The sequence below is a fragment of the Geitlerinema calcuttense NRMC-F 0142 genome (assembly GCF_030285425.1).
Genome location: NZ_JASVEJ010000017.1, coordinates 84,819 through 103,329 on the forward strand (window position 1 = coordinate 84,819; position 18,511 = coordinate 103,329).

An 18,511-nucleotide genomic window follows, 5' to 3' on the forward strand; every position below is an offset into this window, starting at 1 on the left:
CGAGAATAAATTGATTAGAATACTCGCCTGCTTTTCCAAAGCAAAACTTTACTGAATTCCCTACTTCTGTCTGAGGGTGTAACTCTATATAAATTTTATTAAAAATATATTTTAGGAATATTAAAAAAAACCAAAGTTTTACTTAAAATCGATAAAACTTAAAATTTGAAGTGTAGAAAGATACAAACTCAAAATGGAGTCTTACTATACAATCTGGAACGACGACAAAGCCCGATTGGATGAACTTGCTATAGAGGAAACTCAATGAATAATCTTTAGTTTGCCATTTTTTTTATTGTAATTGTTGTGGCTACTGGTTGCTAAAAAAACTCATCAAAAACCTTGTGTTGGTTTTAGAATCCAGAGCATCTTTGTATTTCCAAAAGCATCTTCCTCGCCCCAAAGAATTGACGGCAAGCGATCGCGCTCATATTCCTAAACCTTCTAGCGTATCAGTTTTTTCGATTCCTCGTTGATGGAATTCTGACAAAAAAAAATCCCAAAAATTGTCAGGATGTACACAGTTTAGGCTAAAGTTGCACTCTAATCTCAACAAGCCCCTATTCGTTGTTGCTAGATTTGCATCTCTTCAATCCGATTGATTCATCTTTTTATATTTGATTTACCCCGCTTCAATCTCCCTTTAAATTCAACTCATCAAAAATGAGAAATTAACCGGACTTTGCCTTTTATTCTCGTTGCGCCCTAATCTCCATGTGGTTCAAAGTCTTGACGCACCAATATCTCAATGGTTATCTTCGTCGATCGTTACGGATCGCCTTAGTGTTACCATTGCTACTGCCTATCGCCGCCGCTGAAAACCTGACTCGCGATCGCGAGACGCGCCGCCATCGGGAATCAATCGTCAAGATGAGCGCCCAATCTCCCCAATTCAACTCGCCACAGCCCGTTACCCTGGTGGTTTCAGACCAACCCGAAGGAGCGATCGCCCTTTACGAGCCAGCCTTCAGTGTCAGCAGGTCGTCAAGTTTGCTCCTTGAGTATCGTCTGATGATTGTCTTGAGCCTTTTTACACCCATCGTTACCCTTTGGCTCACCACCCACTGCCTCGTTAAACCCTTTTTATTTTGTACCCAGACCATTTTGTCCTACCTTTCCTGCCAGCGAAGAAAGCCACTCCGTTTAAGCTCAATGCGGGTACAGGAATTCAACCTCTTAAACTGGCGCAAACTGGCACCCGCTGCGGCGAAACGTCCTCCCCTGCAAGCGCTCGATCCTTCTACCCTACTCACTCAAGCCATTGTCAGAAATATTAGCGATCGCAAACAAACCGAACGAGCCTTTCAAGAGAGCCAGCGCGTTTTGACCACTTTATTAGAGAACCTGCCTGGAATGGTTTTTCGCCGTCGTTATCAACAACAGGAGTGGGTGATGGAATTTGTCAGTGAGGGATGTTTGGCGCTGACAGGCTATCCAGCTAGCCTGTGGTTAAGCGGACAAGTTTTGCTGACTCAAGTGATTCATCCAGAAGATTTAAACCTAGTCTTGCAAGCAACGCACAAACGCACCTATCAGATCGCCTATCGCCTGATGACAGCCACAGGCGAAATCAAGTGGATTTGGGAACAGGGGACTCAAGCTAGCATTGGCTGTTTAACCGTTGAAGGGCTAATGCTCGATATTACCGAGCGCCAGCGCGCCGAAGAAGCCTTGCAAGAAGCAGAAGCCAAATATCGCAGTATTTTTGAAAACACCATAGAAGGGATTTTTCAAACCACCCGCGACGGTAAATATCTGAGTGCAAACCCAGCTTTAGCCCGAATTTACGGTTATTCCTCGCCCAGCGAACTACTCAGCGAACTAACCGATATCGAGCATCAACTCTACGTTTCACCCCAAGCGCGATCGCAATTTGTCGAACGCCTGCACGCCGACGATCTCGTCATCGGCTTTGAATCGCAGATTTATCGCAAAGATGGCAGCATTATTTGGATTTCGGAAAACGCCCGCGCCGTTCGCGATCGCTTGGGCAACCTGCTTTACTATGAAGGCACTGTAGAGGATATCACCGAACGCCGTTTTGTTAAAAACCTGTTAGCAGGTCAAAACCGCGTTTTAGAAATGATCGCTAAAGGCACCGAACTTGCCATCGTACTGAATGCCATTATCCAATTTTTAGAAGAACAGTTTCACAATGTCCAATGCCGGATTTCGCTGTTTGAGCAGCAGCAGATCCATCCTCCGATGGGAGACGCTTCTTGCAATAGGGCGATCGCCACTATCCCTTCTCACATGACTCAAACCTGGGACAACTCTCGCGAAGCTGCCCTAGCTGAAGAACTGAACGCCAATTTATCCATTCCCATTCTCTCAACAAACGGTCAGATTTTTGGGTTGCTGAGTCTGTATGGCAATTCCGGAACGGATCGCTACGAAAATCGCCCTCAACCACTCACGCGCTACGAACAACAAGCGCTGGATAAAGCCACCCAACTCGCCGGAATTGCCATCGAACGCGCATTTGTTGAACAGCAACTCTATCGCGAAGCCTTTTACGACTCGCTAACCCACCTCCCCAACCGCGCCTGGTTGATGAAACAACTCGAAAGAGCCATTGCTCGCACGCAGTCAACTTGCCCTTACTGCCCTCAACCCTCTATAGAAGATTGTTCTAATCACTTTGCCGTTCTATTTCTCGATTTAGATGGCTTTAAGGTGATTAATGATAGTTTGGGCCATCTCGTGGGCGATCGCCTGTTGCAACGCATCGCTAGACGCCTAGAAAGCTGTCTGGCAGCCCAGGGAACCATTGCTCGCCTGGGAGGAGATGAATTTACAATTTTGCTGGATAACCTCACCGATATTAGCCAAGCAACCGCCATTGCTGAAAAGATTCATACAGCCCTCGCAACGCCCTTCGATCTCGACAGTCATGAGGTGTTCACCAGTGCGAGTATCGGCATCGTTTTTGCCAAAACTCACCCCCAAGAGGCGATCGCTTCCGTCAGCCAATACGAACGCCCGGAGGAACTCTTGCGCGATGCCGATATTGCCATGTATCGGGCTAAAGCCTTGGGGCGCGGGCACTACGCTGTTTTTGATGCCACCATGCACGCCCAAGCGGTGGCTCGGCTACAACTGGAAACAGAATTGCGTCGAGCCATTGAGCGCCAAGAGTTTCTGTTGTACTATCAACCCATCGTGGCTCTGGCTACGGGTCAAATTAGCGGGTTTGAAGCATTGATCCGCTGGCGTCACCCAGAGTTAGGCATGGTTTCGCCTGCCCAGTTTATTCCCATTGCTGAAGAAACGGGCTTAATTATCCCGATCGGACGTTGGGTGCTGTGGGAAGCCTGTCGGCAAATGCGCGCTTGGCAGCAACAATACCCGCACTTAGAACTTTCTATTAGCGTCAACTTATCGGGCTGTCAACTGGCTCATCCGAACTCGATCGAGCAAATCGATCAAATCTTGCAGCAGACAGGGTTGCCGCCCCATAGCCTGAAGTTAGAAATTACTGAAAGTACGATTATGGAAACCTCCGCGATCGCGCTTTCGGGCTTGCAAGGGCTAAAGCAGCGTCACCTCAAATTGTGTATTGATGATTTTGGGACGGGTTATTCTTCGTTGAGTCGCCTGCATCAGTTGCCCATTCATACTTTAAAAATTGATAAGTCTTTTGTTAGCCAGATTCAACAGGACGGCAGTCAGTGGAAAATGATGGGGACTATTGTCACCCTGGCGCGAAATTTGGGCATGGAAGCGATCGCAGAAGGCGTGGAAACCGCAGAACAACTCGAACTATTGCGATCGCTACAGTGTCAGCAAGGGCAAGGTTACTTTTTCTCGCCCCCGGTGGATGCTCAACGCGCCCAAGAGTTGCTCGCCCAGTTTCCCCAGTGGTGAAAGCCGAGAATGTTATAATTTTCAGCAAAAAAGCCTGAGTTTGCTCGCGCTTTGATGTTTAGTCTGACTCCCCATTCGTGAGGCAATATGCCAAGAACCCAACGGAATGATAATTTCATTGATAAAAGCTTTACCGTCATGGCAGATATCATTCTGAAAATTCTGCCAACGAACCAAAAAGCGAAAGAAGCGTTTGCCTATTATCGCGATGGTATGGCGGCTCAAGCCGATGGCGAATATGCCGAAGCTTTAGAGAACTATACCGAAGCGCTTACCCTTGAAGAAGACCCTTACGATCGGAGTTATATTCTCTACAATATGGGTCTGATTTATGCGAGTAATGGCGAACACGATAAGGCAATTGAACTCTATAGCGAAGCCTTAGAGTTAAATACCAATCTTCCCCAAGCTTTAAATAATATTGCTGTGATTTATCACTTCAAAGGGGAAAGAGCCAAAGAAATGGGCGATGCTGAAGGTGCAGAGCAACTGTACGATCGCGCTGCTGACTATTGGAAGCGGGCAATTCGCATGGCTCCCAATAACTATATTGAAGCCCAAAACTGGCTAAAAATCACGGGTCGCTCGACGATGGATATCTACTTTTAATGAGCGTCTAGCTGAAGATTTGCCTAGAGGCGATCGCAACTTACCAGTCAATTATGCTTGGATTCAATCAACCAAGCAACCTTTCCCTGTTGGGCTAAAAACGGTCAATCCAGCTTTTCTTTTCCAATTGATTTAACTCGTCATTATGTCTATTATCGATCGCGAACAAGTCCGTAAAGTTGCCCGGTTAGCTCGGTTGGAAATTAGCGAAACAGAAGAAACACAATTTTCTACTCAACTCAGCGATATTCTAGAATACTTTGAACAGTTAAGCGAACTCGATACATCTGAAGTTCCGCCCACAACTCGCGCAATTGATGTCAGCAATATAACCCGATTGGATGAATTAAAACCCGAACCCAATCGGGATAATATTCTAAATTGCGCGCCCGATCAAGATGGAGACTTTTTCAAAGTGCCGCAAATTCTCAGCGAAGAATAAACGCAGCGAGTTAAGGTGTCCCCCTCTCTCACTCCATACAGAGAGGGGAATTTGCTAATTACCCCGACTTTTTATATCTCTGATGGCAAAATTTTATTCAGAAGTAACAGACGAACTTCAGCAATTTATTGCCCAACAAAAACTCTTTTTTACAGCAACTGCCCCGACAGAAGGACGGATCAATCTTTCTCCTAAAGGCATGGACACCTTTTGCTGTATCAATTCCCAAACCGTCGCTTATTTAGACTTAACCGGAAGCGGTAACGAAACCGCCGCCCATTTAATTGAGAATGGCAGAATTACCCTCATGTTCTGTAGTTTCACAGAACAACCTTTAATTTTACGCCTTTACGGACAAGGTCAAGTCATCCGCCCCAGAGATGAGGCTTGGGAAGAACTTTCTGCTCATTTTGATTCCTTTCCAGGCAAGCGCCAGATTATGCTAGTTCATGTGGAAACTGCCCAAACTTCCTGCGGTTATGGCGTTCCGCTGTATGAATTTCAACAGGAACGTCCAACCCTGAAAACTTGGGCAAAAAATAAAGGCGAAGAAGGCATCCTCAACTACTGGCGCGAAAAGAACCAAACTACCATAGATGGGTTGCCCACTTACATTTTAGAAACTACAGAACCCGCACAACGCTAGGAATGCGTTCCACCGCTTTGAGGGTGCGAATTTCCTCAAGGGCTTGGCGGAAATTGCCTTCGCGAGATTCGTGAGTCACCACCACAATTTCAGCAAACCCATCTTGGAAACCAATTTGCACCACCGATTCTAGACTGACTTGGTGGTTGCCAAAACTGGTACCCAAATGTCCGATTACGCCAGGTTCGTCGTTACACAGGAAACGGGCATAAAATCGGGTATTGAGTTCTGCCATCGGCGCGATCGCGCAATAATGTTGATGCGAACAACTCAACAGCGGGTGCGGAACATCCACCTTCTGTTGATTGAACTGTTGCGCCTCAATTTCTTCCACCTTGAGGATCGCCGCAATACTCATAATATCGGAAACCACCGCACTTGCCGTTGGCCCTGCGCCCGCCCCGCGCCCGTAGAACATCACTTGTCCCACAGGGTCTCCTTCAACCAAAATTGCATTGTAGACGCCATTCACGCTGGCCAGAGGGTGCGCTTTGGGGACTAATGTAGGGTGAACCCTCAGTTGCAGCAAATCGGGATTATCGGTGGGAGATTCGCGATGCGCGATCGCCAATAGCTTAATCGTAAAGCCCAACCGATCCGCATAGGTAATATCGGCTGCACTCACCTGGCGAATTCCCTCGCAGTAGACATCCTCTAACTTTACCCGTCCCCCAAACGCCAGAGACGCCAAAATTGCTAGCTTATCCGCCGCATCCAACCCATCCACATCCGCCGTCGGATCGGCTTCTGCATACCCCAGGCGTTGCGCGTCAGCCAGAACCTCCGCAAAATCCGCCCCTTCTGCCTGCATCCGCGTCAAAATATAATTCGTGGTACCATTCACAATCCCCATCACCGACTGAATGCGGTTTACCACCAAAGCCTGTTTTAGCGGTTGAATCACCGGAATACCCCCCCCCACCGCCGCCTCTAGCATCACATAGACGCCTGCTTCATTCGCCGCCGTAAAGATTTCATCCCCGTAGCGAGAAATCACCGCCTTATTCGCCGTGACGACGTGCTTTTTATGGTGAATGGCCTTGAGAATCAGCGATCGCGCTGGCTCCAATCCCCCGATCAACTCCACTACAATATCGATATCGGGGTCCGTTGCGATCGCCTCTAAATCTGTTGTAAACGCGGTACTGGGTAAATCAACGGTTCGCGGTTTAGTCGTATCGCGCACGCCAACCCGATAAATTTCAATCTCCTGCAACAAAGGATTTCTCCCCGTCGGATCGAGCAAAATTTCGGCCGTTCCCGTACCCACAGTGCCTAAACCGAGCAAACCAATCTTAAAACCCACGATTTTTCGTCCGTAGAAACGCTAAAAATTAACCCAAACCTCATTTTACTGGGAATTGGGAGGGGATGGGGGGAAGAAGGGAATTGGGAGTTAGGAGTTAGGAGTTGGGGGAAGAGGGGAGTTAGGAGTTGGGGGGGATAAAGGTAAATCGGCTATTGCTCTAGATACCTACTTAGAACTCAACACACCCCTACGCTGAAGAACCGCGCCAACAGCACTCTTCTCCCCCACTCAGCACTCAGCACTTTACACTCAGCACTCTTCTCCCACTCGGAACTCGGAACTTTGCACTCATTTCCCCACTCAGCACTAAAAAAAGGGCGGATCGCCCCTTAAGATCGAACTGAGTTGAACCTTAGTAGGTTTCAACGTGCCAGCGACCTTCTTTTTTCAGTTGCTTTTGATAATCGGACCAATCTACGCCGTGTTTGCTAGCAGCAGAAGACATCCCTTCATCAATACCGCCTTCCATGCCTTTTAGACCGCAAATGTAGGTATGAGTTTTGGGATTTTGCACCAATTCCCATAACTGATCTGCGTTTTCTTGAATGCGGTTTTGAATGTACATCTTACCGCCGTCAGCATTCTTTTGTTCGCGACTAATCGCGCAGGTGAGGCGGAAGTTATCGGGATATTTTTCTTGGAGTTGTTCAAGTTCTTCTTTGTAAAGAATATTGGGAGTATAAGCCACACCAAAGAACAACCAAGCAAGTCCTCTGAATTTATAACCTTCGTTTTGTTCTTTAAACATCCGCCACAAATAAGCGCGGAAGGGTGCAATCCCGGTTCCGGTTGCCATCATGATAATGTTGGCATCTTCATCATCGGGCAAAAGCATCTCTTTACCCACCGGCCCTGTAACTTTGACTTCAGAACCGACCGGAAGATTGCACAGGTAGCTAGAACAAACGCCGTAGACTTTCTCTCCAGTTTCTGGATGCTTGTACTCTAGCTGACGAACGCACAGGGAGATAGTTTTATCATCGACGAGATCGCCGTGACGAGTAGACGCAATTGAATAAAGTCTCAGCTTGTGAGGCTTTCCTTTTTCGTCTGTTCCTTCTGGAATCACGCCAAGACTCTGACCTTCCAAATAGCGAAAATCGCTTCCAGACAAGTCAAAGGTTACATGACGAACAGTTCCTTCTCCGCCTTCGCGCACCAGTTCTTCATTGCTGAGGCATTTAACCATAAGAGGACTATTCGGGCGGTACAGGTTGACCGGAATATCCGCTTTATGCTTTTCTTTGGCTGTCGTTTTTGTCGCGTCTGTTGATTGCATCGGCTTTGATTCAGTTTCTGATGTGGCTTGACTTTTCGCCGGTGCCGCCTTGCCATTGGTGACGCTATCCACACCCAGAGGCTGAATGTTAACAATCCTACCCCCCAACCGGGCAATCCGCTGCATTTCTTGGTTCATCCGGCTATAGGGAACCTTAATAAAGGTGCTGCCGCTATTGCGGATGGGGTAGCTGGTTTTGTCAGTTTCGTCATTTTGACGCAAACCCACAACTTCATAAACAAACACGCGGCTACCCGCTTGTGTGTTAGCAGCACCACCGATACTGGAACTGTACATGACTGATTGATCTCCAAACCCAACGAGTGAAACGATCTGGCTGTAACATCGCTACAGAGATGACAAAACTTCTATACAGTCTACCGGAGTAGACTCCACATCACGAGATGACTGCATTGCAAAATCTCGCCTAGTACCCCAAAAAAGTAAATTTGTTCTTTTGGGATCTCTATCCAGGCGGAGTTTGTAGCAAATCCTCTACAGGCTTTGCAATCTCACCGATTGTAGGTGTCACCAGAACTGGCACAATGCCACCATTGTACCGAAATCAGTCCTATTCCTTTGGATAGGTTTTTGGGTCAGGAGGTGCATGGACATCAGGAGGCTTGACCTATTCAACCCCTCAGTTGGGATAGCGATTCCTGCAAGGATTGCTGCGCGAAGCGCGCAAATCCGGCACCCAATTCCTGTATCACCCTAGCGAGTCCCAAAATCGCATTCTGTCAAAATTGAGTCAGTTTCACCTTTTTTTAAAGACACAATTGCCTTTAGCATATGTACTAAGGAAGAATATCAATTTAGAGTTTGCCTTGTAGGGGAATAACCGATTCTGGTAGAATTTCTCCAACAGGTAGGACTAAATACTTAATTTAGAGTGGAGCTTGAGCCTTCCTGAACTAGCCCGATCGTGGCTGAACGCCGAGCAAGTCTAGCTAGTTTCTTTGTGTTGGGTATTAACTACCCGCTGTTTCATCGGGAATTGCCCCCTCAAGCACCAGCTTTAGAATGCTCACAAATGCAGTTAGCGAACAAACTTTATTGATAGAGGAAGTCCATGACCAGTAAACCGGATCGCGTGGTTTTAATTGGTGTTGCAGGAGATTCTGGATGCGGTAAATCCACCTTTTTGCGTCGTCTTTCCGATTTGTTTGGTGAAGAGTTAATCACCGTCATCTGCTTAGACGACTACCATAGCCTCGATCGCAAACAGCGCAAAGAAACCGGGATTACAGCCCTTAATCCCAAGGCGAATAATTTTGACCTGATGTACGAACAAGCCAAAGCGCTGAAAAACGGTCAAGCCATTGATAAACCGATCTATAACCACGAAACCGGTACGATCGATCCACCCGAACGCATTGAACCCACTCCAATCGTTGTTTTAGAAGGGTTACACCCGCTGTATGACGAACGAGTCAGAGGGTTGCTAGACTTCAGCGTTTATCTCGATATCAGCGATGAAGTCAAAATTGCGTGGAAAATTCAACGCGACATGGCAGAACGCGGCCACCGCTATGAAGATGTGATCTTTGCGATCAATGCCCGTCGTCCCGACTTCATGGCCTACATCGATCCGCAAAAAGAACACGCCGATATCGTCATCCAAATTCTGCCTACAGAACTGCTTAAAGATGACAAGGATCGCAAGATTTTGCGCGTTCGCATGATCCAACGCTACGGCGTAGAAGGTCTAGAACCTGTTTACCTGTTTGACGAAGGATCGACCATTCACTGGACGCCTTGCGGCCGCAAGCTGACCTGTAACTATCCCGGCATCAAGATGTACTATGGCCCCGATAGCTACTACGGTCACGAAGTCTCAGTGCTAGAGGTGGACGGTCAGTTTGACAACCTCGAAGAGATGATCTACATCGAAGGTCACTTAAGCAATACCGCAACTCGCTATTACGGCGAACTCACCCACCTGTTGCGCCAGCATCCCGATTATCCGGGTTCTAACAACGGTAGCGGTCTGTTCCAAGTGCTAACCGGGTTAAAAATGCGGGCAACCTACGAACGCTTGACTAAAACGGAAGCCAAAGTTACGGCTGCTGTCTAACTCTCAACGTAGATAGTTTAGCCCCCGAAGTGCGAGAGACTTGCAAAAACTCTCGCACTTTTTTAATGATCTAGGCTCGATTCCGCAATTAAGGTATTCTGGGCAAGGCGACGATCGCGATCGCTGTGGCAAAATTTAAGTACATTACCGATCATTCGCTCTCCATGACTGCAAGTATCCCGACTCTCGCCAGCAAATACGATCCGTTTAGCACAGAAGCTAAGTGGCAAAAGTATTGGGAAGAGAACCATGTTTTCCAAGCAGACCCTACCCAAGGCGGCGAACCCTTCTGCGTGGTGATTCCTCCCCCGAATGTGACGGGTAGCTTGCACATGGGTCACGCGTTTGAAAATGCCCTGATTGATACCTTAGTCCGCTACCAGCGGATGACGGGCAAAAATACGCTGTGGCTGCCGGGGACAGATCATGCCAGCATTGCAGTCCAGACGATTTTAGAAAGAGAATTGCGATCGCAAGGCAAAACCCGCGATGAGGTCGGTCGCGAAAAGTTTTTAGAACGGGCTTGGCAGTGGAAAGAAGAGTCCGGCGGTACCATTGTCAACCAGTTGCGCCGTTTAGGGGTTTCCGTAGACTGGTCGAGAGAACGCTTCACCCTGGATGAAGGCTTATCTAAAGCTGTAGTTGAAGCGTTTACCCGCCTTTATCAGGACGGTTTAATTTATCGCGGTCAATATCTGGTGAACTGGTGTCCGGCTTCCCAGTCGGCGGTATCTGACTTAGAAGTAGAAGCCCAAGAAGTCAACGGTCATTTGTGGCACTTCCGCTATCCTCTCAGCGATGGGGAAGGGTATGTGGAAGTGGCAACCACTCGCCCGGAAACCATGCTAGGCGATACGGCAGTGGCGGTGAATCCTGGCGATCGCCGCTATCAACATTTAATCGGAAAAAGCCTTACCCTGCCCATTATGGGACGGCAAATTCCGATTATCGCCGATGAGTATGTGGATTCTGAGTTTGGCACGGGATGCGTCAAAGTAACGCCCGCCCATGACCCCAATGACTTTGAAATGGGACAGCGCCATAACTTGCCGATGATTAACATCATGAACAAGGATGGCACCCTGAACGAGAACGCCGGGGAATTTGCCGGACAAGACCGCTTTGTCGCCCGCAAGAATGTGGTGAAGCGGCTAGAAGCCGATGGGGTTTTGGTCAAGGTTGAGGATTACAAGCATAGCGTTCCCTATAGCGATCGCGGTAAGGTTCCGGTTGAACCGCTGCTTTCGACCCAGTGGTTTGTGAAAATTCGCCCAATGGCGGATCGAACCCTAGATTTTCTCGATAACCAGAATTCCCCAGAATTCGTTCCCGAACGCTGGACAAAGGTTTACCGCGACTGGCTAGTCAAACTCAAAGATTGGTGTATCTCTCGCCAACTCTGGTGGGGGCATCAAATTCCGGCTTGGTATGCTGTCAGCGAAACGGGCGGTCAAATTACGGATGAAACGCCGTTTGTCGTTGCCCGCAATGCAGCCGAAGCCGAAGCCAATCTTAAATCGCGGTTTGGGGATAGCGTCCAAATTGAACAAGACCCTGATGTTCTCGATACCTGGTTTTCCTCTGGGTTGTGGCCGTTTTCGACAATGGGATGGCCTGAAAATACGGCCGACTTAGATTTCTATTACCCCACAACCACGTTAGTCACAGGCTTTGATATTATCTTCTTCTGGGTAGCCCGGATGACGATGATGGCGAGTTACTTTACCGGACAAATGCCGTTTAAGGATGTCTACATTCACGGGTTAGTCCGGGATGAAAACGGCAAGAAGATGTCTAAGTCTGCCAATAATGGCATTGACCCGTTAATCTTAATCGAGAAATACGGGACGGATGCCCTCCGCTATACCCTGATTAAAGAAGTGGCAGGGGCAGGCCAAGATATTCGCTTAGAATATAACCGCAAAACGGATGAATCTGCCTCGGTGGAAGCGTCGCGCAACTTTGCGAACAAGTTATGGAATGCAGCGCGGTTTGTGATGATGAATTTGGATGGGAAAACGCCCGAACAGTTGGGTTCTCCCGATCGCGAGACGTTAGAATTGTGCGATCGCTGGATCTTATCGCGCTACCATCAACTGATCGTTCAAACCCGCACCTCTTTAGATCGCTACGGCTTTGGGGAAGCGGCTAAAGGCGTCTATGACTTTATTTGGGGCGACTTCTGCGACTGGTATATTGAACTGGTCAAACCCCGTTTGTGGGATAAACAGGCCCCCTCATCGCGCCTAGCGGCCCAGCAAACCCTCGCCTACGTCCTCGAAGGGATTCAGAAACTTCTGCACCCCTTTATGCCTCACATCACGGAGGAAATCTGGCAGACCCTCGTCCAGGCAGAGGATCGGGTATTGGCGGTTCAACCCTATCCGGAAAGCGAACCGAATTGGGTGGATAGCGGTTTAGAACAAGAGTTTGACCTGATTATTAACGCGATTCGGACGATCCGCAACCTCCGGGCTGAGTTAGAGATTAAACCCTCAGCGAAAGTTCCGGCGATCCTGCAAACAGAAAACGCTAGCGAACAGCAGACCCTAGAAGTTGCCAAGTCCTATCTTGAGGATTTAGGAAAAGTGGATTCTCTGACGCTAACGGCGACCGTCGATCCTAACCTGGGTAAGACGATGGCGGGAGTTGTGGGAACGGTACAAATTTTGATTCCCCTTGCTGGAGTGGTCGATATTGAAGCCCTCAAAGCAAAGTTAGAAAGAGATTTGGGTAAGATTGAAGCAGAAATGCAATCGATCTCGAATCGGTTGAATAATCCAGGATTTGTAAACAAAGCCCCAGTTGAGGTGGTTCAATCCGCGCGAGATACTGTAGCAGAATTGCAAAAACAGGCAGAAATTTTACGCGATCGCCTCAGCTATCTCTGAAGATCGGGATATGATGAATGAACCGAGAGCAAACACACACGGGAATGTTATACCTAGCCCAAGTCCAAAAAAAAGCGATCGGCAAAGCCGGAGTCCAACTCCTGGCGTATCAAGCAACCGAGACGACTTGGGTGACGGTCGCTGGTGAAGAGATCATTGTGACTTCTGAGGTCAACCCTTTTAGCGATAACTTGCTGGTGTTGGTTGAACTCTCCCCTAGCCATCAGGTGATGTCGATTAAAGAGGCGAAAGAATGGGCGATCAAACTCGTTCAAGATTACCTCGTTCCGGGTCTGACTCCCGATTTTCTCAAAGCCGAAGCCGAACGCGCCGAACAATGGCGACAAACGCTGACTCTCCAAAGTCAAGAATTTGGACGCCGAAGTTTGGAAGTTGAAGCCCGTCGCGAACAAATTCAAGGCTTGGAAGAAAATCTCAAGCGCGAGAAAAAAGGATTGGAACAAAAAGAGGCAGAGTTAAAAGCCTGGGAAGAAGAATTACAAAATAAGCAACAAGAACTTGAAGCAAAGGAAGCTGATTTAAAGGCAAAAGGCTAAGTTTAAACGGGCAAAAATAGCAGGGTTCACCCTTCTACTTTGTCTCCATTTTTTAGATCTAAAAAGAGTTCAGATAACTGGATCTGAACTCTTTTGCAGATTTAAGCTTTTGAAGCGTACTGCTTAGAAGCGCTTGGAGTTGGGAGAAAAGCGATCGCCACCGCGACGATTTCCACCCCCAAAAGAACCCCGGTTATTTTCGCGAGGTTTGGCTTTATTGACTTTTAAATCGCGCCCCATCCATTCTGCCCCATCTAGGGCTTCAATTGCTGCTTGTTCTTCAGCATCTGAACTCAGTTCTACAAACCCGAATCCACGCATCCGACCCGTTTCGCGATCGGTCGGGAGTTGAATCCGTTTGACCGAACCGTATTCTGCAAATACAGCACTCAGATCGGCTTCTGTTACTTCGTAAGAAAGATTACCAATGTAAATTGACATTTATTTCTCCAAAATCAAAACAGGTGTAGAAAGTGAGATTTCGGAGAGAAGCCTGCCAATAGAAAGCGCGATAAACCGTCAATACTAAAAACAAACGCTGCAACCGAACTATATCTCGCACACTATTCTAGCACCTTCAGTCTTTTTTGGAGGTGAAATAATTCTTATGATTCAGCAGTGGGGTCATTGATGTTTTGAAATCTCAATGACCCGTTTCGCAAGCACCGACCTAACGTTCAAAGATTGCCGCAGAGGGTAATGATAACTGGGGATGTTTAGCAGGAGGTTGAGGTTGATTTAACGGTGCAGTTGTTTTAGCCTCATCAGCTAATAGAACTTCCCGGATAAACCGAACGGCAACCCGTTGGGCTAAAGCACTGGCAATCTGCTGCCCCATCCGTTGAGTTTCAGGCTTGGTCAATAATTTGGGAATCAGCGGTAAGATTTTACCCGGATCGAAACCGCGCGTTTCTTGTAAAATTCCCCAGATGCGTTGGATATGTTCCAAGCTTTGTTGATCGGTGGAAGTGACTGCCGCAGAAGCAGGGGGCTTGCGACCATTTAAGCCAACTCGCTGGCGGAATTGATCGGTGGCTTTGGCGATCGCATTTCTCCCCAACGTATCCACTGCTTTGACAATTTCATCCACTAAGCGATCGCGAATAAAAGTGCCCCGTTCCGAAAACAAGAAGTCAATGGCTTGATCGAGAACCCGATCCAAATCGTAATCGTCGCTATCTTTGGCGTTCCGCAAAAGGTTTTCCAAACGATTCCAGCGAAAACGACCCTCTTTAAACAATAAATCTTGTAGCGACGCTCGCAACTCCGGAGCTGGATCGGTCAGCAAACGCTTCGAGACATAGGGATAGGCTTTACTCAAAACCTTAAAATTCGGATCGACATTAATGGCAATCCCTTCTAGCGTCACCAACGACCGAATAATCAGCGCATAATAGGCCGGAACTCGGAACGGATACTCATACATTAACTCCGATAGCTGATCGGTAATGCTCTTAAAATTCAGTTCCGCAACACTCGCCCCCAGTGCATCGCTAAACACATTCCCTAGGGCCGGAATAATTGGAGTTAAATCCGTATCGGGGGTTAAAAACTCCAACTTGACATAATCATGGGCTAACCCACTAAAGTCGCGGTTGACTAAATGAACCACCGCTTCAATTAAGCCATAACGCTGATAGGGTTTCACCTCGCTCATCATGCCAAAATCCAGATAGACCAACTTGCCATCCGGAGAAGCCAATAAGTTACCGGGGTGAGGATCGGCATGGAAAAAGCCATGTTCGAGGAGTTGGCGCAGGGAACATTGAACGCCCACCTCAATTAAATGACTCGCATCTAACCCTTGGGCGCGAATGGCATCAAGTTGAGTTAGCTTAGTTCCCACCACCCATTCCATTGTCAGTACGCGGCGTTGGGTATATTCCCAGTAAATCTTAGGAATGTATATATCCGACAAATGCCCGTAAAGTTCAGCAAAGCGTTCGGCATTTTGCCCTTCATGGGTATAGTCCATCTCTTCGTAGATCCGGGCCCCAAACTCATCGGCGATCGCCACCAGGTTGCTGCGAATGCGCTTAACATTTTTTTGCGCCCAAGCGGCAAGGCGGCGGGCAATATAAAGATCGAGAGAAATTCGCTCTTGTAAGTCGGGGCGCTGCACCTTAATGGCTACGGTTTCCCCCGTTTTGAGTTTCCCTTTATACACCTGCCCCAGGGAAGCGGCGGCTACAGGTTTCGGACTAATTTCTGCATAAATCTCTTCCGGGCGATCGCCTAACTCTTCCTCAATAAACTGAAATGCCATTTCATTAGGAAACGGCGGGAGTTGATCTTGAAGTAGCGTCAACTCTTCTAGATATAAGGGCGGCACCAAATCCGGGCGCGTTGACAGGGCTTGTCCAATTTTGATATAAGCCGGCCCCAAATCTGTAAGAATCTGCCGTAACTGGATTGCCCGCTGGCGCGAATGACGCGGCGATCGCCCCCTTCTTCTGTCCCACCAAATCCCAATGCCAAACCTCAAAAAAGGCCAGACAATACTCAAAAATCGAGCAATGACTTTGAACGGTCGCCGACGATAGTACGCTAAGAGCAAGACTGGATCGTAGACCAAGCGTCCGGAGTCTTCCTCAAGATCGGCAGCCGCAGCCGAACGCAGCGCCGACGGAGAAGCCGCTATCGGTTGGGGTTCAACCGTAACGCCAGACAAACCAACAGAATTCGCATGTGGGATCGTCATATTGGAGTTTGCAGGAGAAGGAGGGACAGAAAACGAAGAGGGCGTTTTATTCATGGATTCATGCAGAATTCAGGGCAACCATGTAAAGCAATTGTAACAATGGTCTCAGCATTACAGTTCTACTCCCATCGTGCCGTTTGAGGGAAAGCTTGTCATCGGTCGAGAGGGTGGCGAACGGTTAGGATTTGCCGCCGATCGAGTAGAGATTGCCGACCCAGTAAGCTAGAGTGGGAAACCTAAGACGATGGGATGGCCTTGCGATAGCGAAATTTAGCCCATACAAAACCTTTAAGGTGACTGGACATCTATGTTGCTTGCGATCAGGATTGAAAATTTTGCACTTATCGATCGACTAGAGTTAGAGTTTGGCGCGGGATTAAATGTCTTGACGGGGGAAACCGGGGCCGGCAAGTCGATTCTGTTAGAAGCAATTGATGCGGCTTTAGGCGGGAAGCTGAATAGTCGGGCCATGCGAACGGGGGCCGATCGCGCTGTGGTAGAGGCAACCTTTGCCCTCAATGAAGCGGTGATGCAATGGCTGCAAGAGCAAGAGATTGATTTACTCGATGAATCGGTTGTGGTATGCAGTCGAGAAATGGTGATGGGTCAAGGGACGTTCCGATCGCGATCGCGGGTTAATGGTATCCTGGTGAATCGTCAAGGGATGGATCGCCTGCGGGAATCCTTGGTCGAAATTACAGCCCAAGGTCAAACGGTACAACTCGGACAACCCGCTTTACAACGAGAATGGCTCGATCTCTACGGGGGTAGGGAAGTCTTAGAGCAGCGCGGGCGGGTGGCGGCAGCCTACGAAGACGCTCAACGCGCCCTACAAGCCTTGGAACATCGCCGCAGTTCGGAACAGCACCGCCTGCAACGCATCGATTTATTAGAGTATCAGGTGGGAGAACTGCAAACCGCCAGCCTGACAACGCCCGATGAGTTAGAGCAACTCGAACAGGAAAGCCAACGCCTCGCCCACAGCGTTGAGTTACAGCAAAATAGCTATCAAATTTATCAAACCCTCTACCAAAGCGATGCTGGGGAAAATGCGGTGGCGGATCTGCTGGGGAAAGCGGAATCCCTGCTTAATGATATGTTGGAGTACGACGCTGAGTTACAACCGATTTTAGAGTTAGTGGCTGAGGCATTGGCTCAGGTGGAAGAAGCTAGTCGTCAAATTAATGCCTATGGCGATCGCCTCGAAACCGATCCCAGCCGTTTAGAAGATGTAGAAACGCGCATTCAAGACCTGAAGCAAATTTGCCGCAAATACGGCCCCACCTTAGCGGATGCGATCGCCTACAGCCAAAAAATTCAAACCGAACTCGCAGAACTCACCGGCAGCGAACAAACCCTAGAAGCCTTAGAACAAGCCCACGAGCAAGCGACAACCCATTTAATGCAGGTTTGCGCCCAGCTTACCGATCTGCGTGCCACCGCCGCCAGCCAACTCCAAGCCCGACTCGTGGAAGAACTCCGACCCCTAGCAATGGACAAGGTACAGTTTAAAGTCGGCATTCTTCCCGCCTCCCCGACGGGTAGCGGAGCCGATCGCATCGCCTTTCTGTTTAGCCCGAACCCAGGCGAACCCTTGCAGCCCCTAGCCTCAACCGCTTCGGGAGGAGAAATGAGCCGCTTTTTACTGGCGCTCAAAGCCTGTTTTTCCCAAGTCGATCCGGCTAGCACCCTCGTCTTTGATGAAATTGATGCTGGGGTATCGGGGAGAGTCGCAGGCGCGATCGCCCTCAAACTTCACCAACTCGGCTTAGGCCATCAGGTGCTGTGCGTCACTCACCAACCCATCGTTGCAGCAATGGCAGAACACCATTTTCGAGTCAGTAAAGAAGTGATTGCCCACCTAGAGCAAATTTCCAACGGTCAACATTCTCAACTGCGAACCGTCGTGCGCGTTACCCCCCTAGAAGGTCGCCAACGCCAAGAAGAACTCGCCCAACTCACCGGCGGAGAGTCCGCCCAAAGCGCGATCGCCTTTGTTGAGTCCCTACTGGTTCAAGCCGCAGAACTCCGTCAGAAAAATACACTTTAACGTTCCCTCTAGAGCGAACAGTTGCGATCGCCTTTCGCTTGCGAGAACTTCTACGGAAGCTTCGACTCAACTCCTGGTAAAAG

12 protein-coding genes are annotated in these 18,511 nt (G+C 48.6%); 8 read left to right on the forward strand and 4 right to left on the reverse strand.

The window, feature by feature from the left end; translation table 11 throughout:
* Positions 1-714 precede the first annotated feature (714 nt).
* The 4 genes from QQ055_RS04550 to QQ055_RS04565 all read left to right on the forward strand — a co-directional run bounded on the left by QQ055_RS04550 (position 715) and on the right by QQ055_RS04565 (position 5,564).
* Positions 715-3,867, forward strand: a complete 3,153-nt coding sequence (locus QQ055_RS04550; RefSeq protein WP_284474417.1) for a sensor domain-containing protein — start codon at positions 715-717, stop codon at positions 3,865-3,867.
* Positions 3,868-3,954: 87 nt separating this feature from the next.
* On the forward strand, positions 3,955-4,476 hold the full coding sequence (locus QQ055_RS04555; protein WP_069966832.1) for a photosystem I assembly protein Ycf3: 522 nt from the start codon (positions 3,955-3,957) through the stop codon (positions 4,474-4,476).
* Positions 4,477-4,627: 151 nt separating this feature from the next.
* Positions 4,628-4,918, forward strand: a complete 291-nt coding sequence (gene gatC, locus QQ055_RS04560) for an Asp-tRNA(Asn)/Glu-tRNA(Gln) amidotransferase subunit GatC (protein WP_069966897.1) — start codon at positions 4,628-4,630, stop codon at positions 4,916-4,918.
* Between the two features lie 82 nt (positions 4,919-5,000).
* Positions 5,001-5,564: a pyridoxamine 5'-phosphate oxidase family protein gene (locus QQ055_RS04565; RefSeq protein WP_283361966.1), complete on the forward strand. Its 564-nt coding sequence runs from the start codon at positions 5,001-5,003 to the stop codon at positions 5,562-5,564.
* On the opposite strand, the gene QQ055_RS04570 is transcribed toward QQ055_RS04565, so the two are convergent.
* A complete protein-coding gene (locus tag QQ055_RS04570) occupies positions 5,542-6,870 on the reverse strand; it encodes a homoserine dehydrogenase (protein ID WP_069966834.1) in 1,329 nt (442 codons plus the stop codon). The genes QQ055_RS04565 and QQ055_RS04570 overlap by 23 nt on opposite strands.
* 355 nt (positions 6,871-7,225) lie before the next feature.
* On the reverse strand, positions 7,226-8,449 hold the full coding sequence (cpcD/petH, locus tag QQ055_RS04575) for a bifunctional rod-capping linker CpcD/ferredoxin--NADP reductase PetH (RefSeq protein ID WP_286004281.1): 1,224 nt from the start codon (positions 8,447-8,449) through the stop codon (positions 7,226-7,228).
* Between the two features lie 775 nt (positions 8,450-9,224).
* Between cpcD/petH and QQ055_RS04580 the strand changes: the two genes are divergently transcribed.
* The 3 genes from QQ055_RS04580 (at position 9,225) to QQ055_RS04590 (ending at position 13,677) form a co-directional block, all read left to right on the forward strand.
* The gene (locus QQ055_RS04580; protein ID WP_283361963.1) at positions 9,225-10,229 is read left to right on the forward strand and encodes a phosphoribulokinase; all 1,005 of its coding nucleotides are present in this window, start codon (positions 9,225-9,227) and stop codon (positions 10,227-10,229) included.
* Positions 10,230-10,393: 164 nt separating this feature from the next.
* A complete protein-coding gene (locus tag QQ055_RS04585; protein ID WP_284476457.1) occupies positions 10,394-13,120 on the forward strand; it encodes a valine--tRNA ligase in 2,727 nt (908 codons plus the stop codon).
* Positions 13,121-13,137: 17 nt separating this feature from the next.
* Positions 13,138-13,677: a hypothetical protein gene (locus QQ055_RS04590; protein ID WP_283361962.1), complete on the forward strand. Its 540-nt coding sequence runs from the start codon at positions 13,138-13,140 to the stop codon at positions 13,675-13,677.
* Positions 13,678-13,800: 123 nt separating this feature from the next.
* Here the strand turns inward: QQ055_RS04590 and rbp are convergent, their stop codons facing one another.
* Both rbp and QQ055_RS04600 read right to left on the reverse strand, forming a co-directional pair.
* The gene (rbp, locus tag QQ055_RS04595; protein WP_069966839.1) at positions 13,801-14,118 is read right to left on the reverse strand and encodes an RNA-binding regulator; all 318 of its coding nucleotides are present in this window, start codon (positions 14,116-14,118) and stop codon (positions 13,801-13,803) included.
* A 229-nt stretch (positions 14,119-14,347) separates the two neighbouring features.
* A complete protein-coding gene (locus tag QQ055_RS04600) occupies positions 14,348-16,378 on the reverse strand; it encodes an ABC1 kinase family protein (protein ID WP_284476363.1) in 2,031 nt (676 codons plus the stop codon).
* A gap of 307 nt (positions 16,379-16,685) precedes the next feature.
* Between QQ055_RS04600 and recN the strand changes: the two genes are divergently transcribed.
* Positions 16,686-18,428: a DNA repair protein RecN gene (recN, locus tag QQ055_RS04605; RefSeq protein ID WP_284476362.1), complete on the forward strand. Its 1,743-nt coding sequence runs from the start codon at positions 16,686-16,688 to the stop codon at positions 18,426-18,428.
* The last annotated feature ends 83 nt before the right edge of the window (positions 18,429-18,511 follow it).

Excerpts from the sequence above, each read along its gene's own strand:
- QQ055_RS04580 (WP_283361963.1), top strand. The coding sequence starts at position 9,225 with ATGACCAGTAAACCGGATCGCGTGGTTTTAATTGGTGTTGCAGGAGAT.
- cpcD/petH (WP_286004281.1), bottom strand. The coding sequence starts at position 8,449 with ATGTACAGTTCCAGTATCGGTGGTGCTGCTAACACACAAGCGGGTAGC.
- QQ055_RS04555 (WP_069966832.1), top strand. The coding sequence starts at position 3,955 with ATGCCAAGAACCCAACGGAATGATAATTTCATTGATAAAAGCTTTACC.
- rbp (WP_069966839.1), bottom strand. The coding sequence starts at position 14,118 with ATGTCAATTTACATTGGTAATCTTTCTTACGAAGTAACAGAAGCCGAT.
- QQ055_RS04550 (WP_284474417.1), top strand. The coding sequence starts at position 715 with ATGTGGTTCAAAGTCTTGACGCACCAATATCTCAATGGTTATCTTCGT.
- QQ055_RS04600 (WP_284476363.1), bottom strand. The coding sequence starts at position 16,378 with ATGACGATCCCACATGCGAATTCTGTTGGTTTGTCTGGCGTTACGGTT.
- recN (WP_284476362.1), top strand. The coding sequence starts at position 16,686 with ATGTTGCTTGCGATCAGGATTGAAAATTTTGCACTTATCGATCGACTA.
- QQ055_RS04585 (WP_284476457.1), top strand. The coding sequence starts at position 10,394 with ATGACTGCAAGTATCCCGACTCTCGCCAGCAAATACGATCCGTTTAGC.
- QQ055_RS04565 (WP_283361966.1), top strand. The coding sequence starts at position 5,001 with ATGGCAAAATTTTATTCAGAAGTAACAGACGAACTTCAGCAATTTATT.
- QQ055_RS04590 (WP_283361962.1), top strand. The coding sequence starts at position 13,138 with ATGAACCGAGAGCAAACACACACGGGAATGTTATACCTAGCCCAAGTC.